The organism is Pseudomonas sp. P5_A2_2 (assembly GCF_054177685.1).
In genome coordinates this window covers 1-2,977 of the sequence record NZ_JBGCUL010000570.1, presented here as the reverse complement: position 1 = coordinate 2,977, position 2,977 = coordinate 1, and the positions used below count along the sequence as shown (strand labels likewise).

Sequence of the window (2,977 nt, the reverse complement as noted above, 5' to 3'; positions counted from 1 at the left end):
GAAGTACACGCTACGACCAATTCATCGACGAACTGGGTCATCAACGACAAATTTACCTTACAACTCCACACTTTATAACGGTCCCGATGATACTGGAGAAAAACCCGAATCTAATTGCAACCGTGCCCAGTGAACTGGGGAAAACGTTCCTACGCTACAACGCGGTCAAGGTAATAAAAACCCCGATTAAGTCCCCCAGCTTGCACCTGCGACAGTATTGGCACCCGCGCCATCATCATGATCCCGGAAATATATGGCTTCGCCAGTTGGTCAAGCTTCTTTTCGACAGGTATATGAGTTGAGGGGCGTGATATTGGCGCAATCTAATCATCCCCTCACTTCAATGATTGCGATAATTTACGAGGATAAAACTACTCTTAGTGAATAGGGAAAATGACGAAATTTCACCGATATGATTTTAGAATTGATCGCTAACTAACTATGTGGGCCTATCTGATTCAGCCGACAGGGGCTGAAGCAAGTTTTGTTTGGGGTATGCGCGAGCGGGCTCGCTCCCCACAGATTATGCGCTAAACCTGTGAGAGCGAGCCCGCTCGCGAAGAGGACGTTAGGGCTGCCGCCAAAAAATCCGGATCAGAAGTAATAACCGATGTTCATGTACAACTGGTTTTCCCACTGGTTACTACCACCAGCCCCCAGACTCTGGGTGAGGCTGCCGCCACCGATGACCGGATCATTCTTGCCGTACAACCATTCCGTGGCGATCCACAGTTTGCTGAGGGAGAACGAGGTGCCGAAAATCATCCGTTGCGAGGTTTTGAAATCGTCGGCGGATTTATCGAAGGCGCTGTAGTTGGCGTACAGCTTCACACCGCTGATCTGATCGAACAGGTACTTGCCGCTGACGTCGTAGCTCACATCCGCCACGTACAAGTTGCCGCGACTGGCGACGTTGAAGGTGCCGTCGTAACCGCCGAAAGTCACCAGTTCATCGGTGCCGGGGTTGCGCGGGGACATCTGCTGTCGCGCGGCTTGCAGTTGCACGCCCCACGGACCGTTTTTGCCGATGTAGTGCACCGCCATGGCATTGCGCCGGCCATCGTTGTTGGTGTCGCGGTTCTCCAGGGACGAGGTCAGGCCGGAGATCCCGACTTCGGACTTCCACGGCCCCAGGTCCAGCGCCTTGGCCACCCGCAGGACCACTGTGTTGCGTTCCTGGTTGTTACTGCCGTCGGTGACATAGCTGTCCGCTTCGGAGACCACGGTGGAGTAGGTTTCACCGTTGCTGGTGCCTTTGCCCTGCCAGGCCGGGCGCAGGTAATAACCGGCCTGAACATTCCAGTCGCCGCTTTGCTGGATGTACTTGGCACCGACTTCTTCGATGTCTTCCAGTCCTATGACGCTGCCCAGGGTTTGATAGAACGTGCTGCCGAAGTACGGCTGCAAACCGAACGGCAGCTGGTTCAGGCCGACCTGGACCTGCTGGTCGGGGTTGAACTTGTAGCCGATCCACGCCAACTCGGCGAACTGGACGTCACCGACATTATTTGTGTACTTGTAAGGGTAGGCTCGACCGTAGAAACGGTACTTGGCTTCGCCAATCCAGGTGTCGGAGTTGTACTTGGCGCTGAGGATCGCGGTGTCGAAGTTGAACGTCTGGATGTCGCGATCCGGGTCATAGTCCCAACGCGCCCGGACGGCACCACCGAGATCAAGGTTATCGGTAACCTGGATCGCCATCGCAGGGCTGGAAAGGGCGCCCAATAGCGCCAGTGGGGTCAATGAGCGCAAGGCCCGGGTTGTATTCAAGTTCATGGTCGCTCCGTCTCTTCTCTAGGTCYTATTTTTGGCAACAGCTATCCCGGCCACGGCAAAAGCGCGGTCTGGATAAAAGGGGTAAGGCCCGCCAGGACGAAGGCTGTTAACAGCGTCCAGGTGCGGGCCGGGAGGGTCAGCCGCCGGCGGCCTGCAGGGTCTGGGTGTAGCTATGCAGAGCCTGTATATGGCACCTCTTCATTAAGGCTGGGAGGTGTCTGACAAGCCGCGGTCATTCATACTCCCGCGTCAGCTGCGTTGCAGTTCTTCAACTACTGCCGCACAGGCACGGAAGGTATTCAACGTCCACTCTGGATTGATAAAGTCCGGCCAACTGGAAAGTTTTACGATTGCCACTTCAGAGGCTGGATCCCAATAGATACTCTGCCCAAATACTCCGCGCGCCGAGTAGGTACCTAGTTCACTGTCCAATACCCAGCACTGATTACTGTATGCCGCGCCAGGAAAGCTCTTGACGTAAAAGCCATAGAGAACTTCAAAAGCCGGTGTGGAACCACGGCCGCATTCACGCACAAACTCCTCTGGAACAATCTGCTGGCCGTTGAAACGCCCCCCCTGCAGATACATTTGGGCAAAGCGCCCCAGATCACGCAGCGTGGCGCTCATCCCGCCATCGGCCAATGCAGTTCCAACGCTATCGAGGGTGATATTCGCGTCTTGCTCTGCCCCCAGTCTTGACCAGATTTCCCGGCTCAGTAAAACGGGCAGCCGCTCGCCGCAAGCCCGCTCACAAACCCAGGCCAACATGTCGGTATCCACTGAGCGGTACTCAAAGTACTGGCCATGCTCACGGTCCTTACTCAGCGACTTCAACAAACCATAAATGCTGTCAGGTGACTCTCGCTCTCCCCGTTCACGCCAACCCGAGGCGATATCCAACTGAATGAATTCAGCATCAGGATCGGTGTAGTCCTCCCTGAATCTCACTCCCGTGCGCATATCCAGCAGATCCTGTACCCGAGCGTCGCCATAACCGCTTGCCGAAAGCTCGGGCACATAGTCGCTGACACGCGCTTGGGGATCGATTCTGCCCTGGCCGATCAATCTGCCGACCAGGCTACCGACGACGGTCTTGGATACCGATTGCAACAGATGCAACGTGTGCGGCTGCATACCGTTGAAATACTGCTCCGAAACCACCTTGCCTTGATGAAGCACCAAAAAACCATCGGTGTAGCTA

2 protein-coding genes and 1 pseudogene are annotated in these 2,977 nt (G+C 55.4%); 1 reads left to right on the top strand and 2 read right to left on the bottom strand.

Features of this window, described 5'->3' with window-relative positions:
- A pseudogene (locus tag ACXRVY_RS22445) lies at window positions 1-302 on the top strand (hypothetical protein); the annotation flags it as partial.
- Window positions 303-594: 292 nt separating this feature from the next.
- Here the strand turns inward: ACXRVY_RS22445 and ACXRVY_RS22440 are convergent.
- Both ACXRVY_RS22440 and ACXRVY_RS22435 read right to left on the bottom strand, forming a co-directional pair.
- Window positions 595-1,776 (bottom strand): hypothetical protein, encoded by a 1,182-nt coding sequence (locus ACXRVY_RS22440; protein ID WP_150658880.1) that lies wholly within the window; start codon window positions 1,774-1,776, stop codon window positions 595-597.
- A 249-nt stretch (window positions 1,777-2,025) separates the two neighbouring features.
- On the bottom strand, window positions 2,026-2,977 hold a 952-nt coding region (locus ACXRVY_RS22435), incomplete at its 5' end, for a serine hydrolase domain-containing protein (RefSeq protein WP_458238269.1).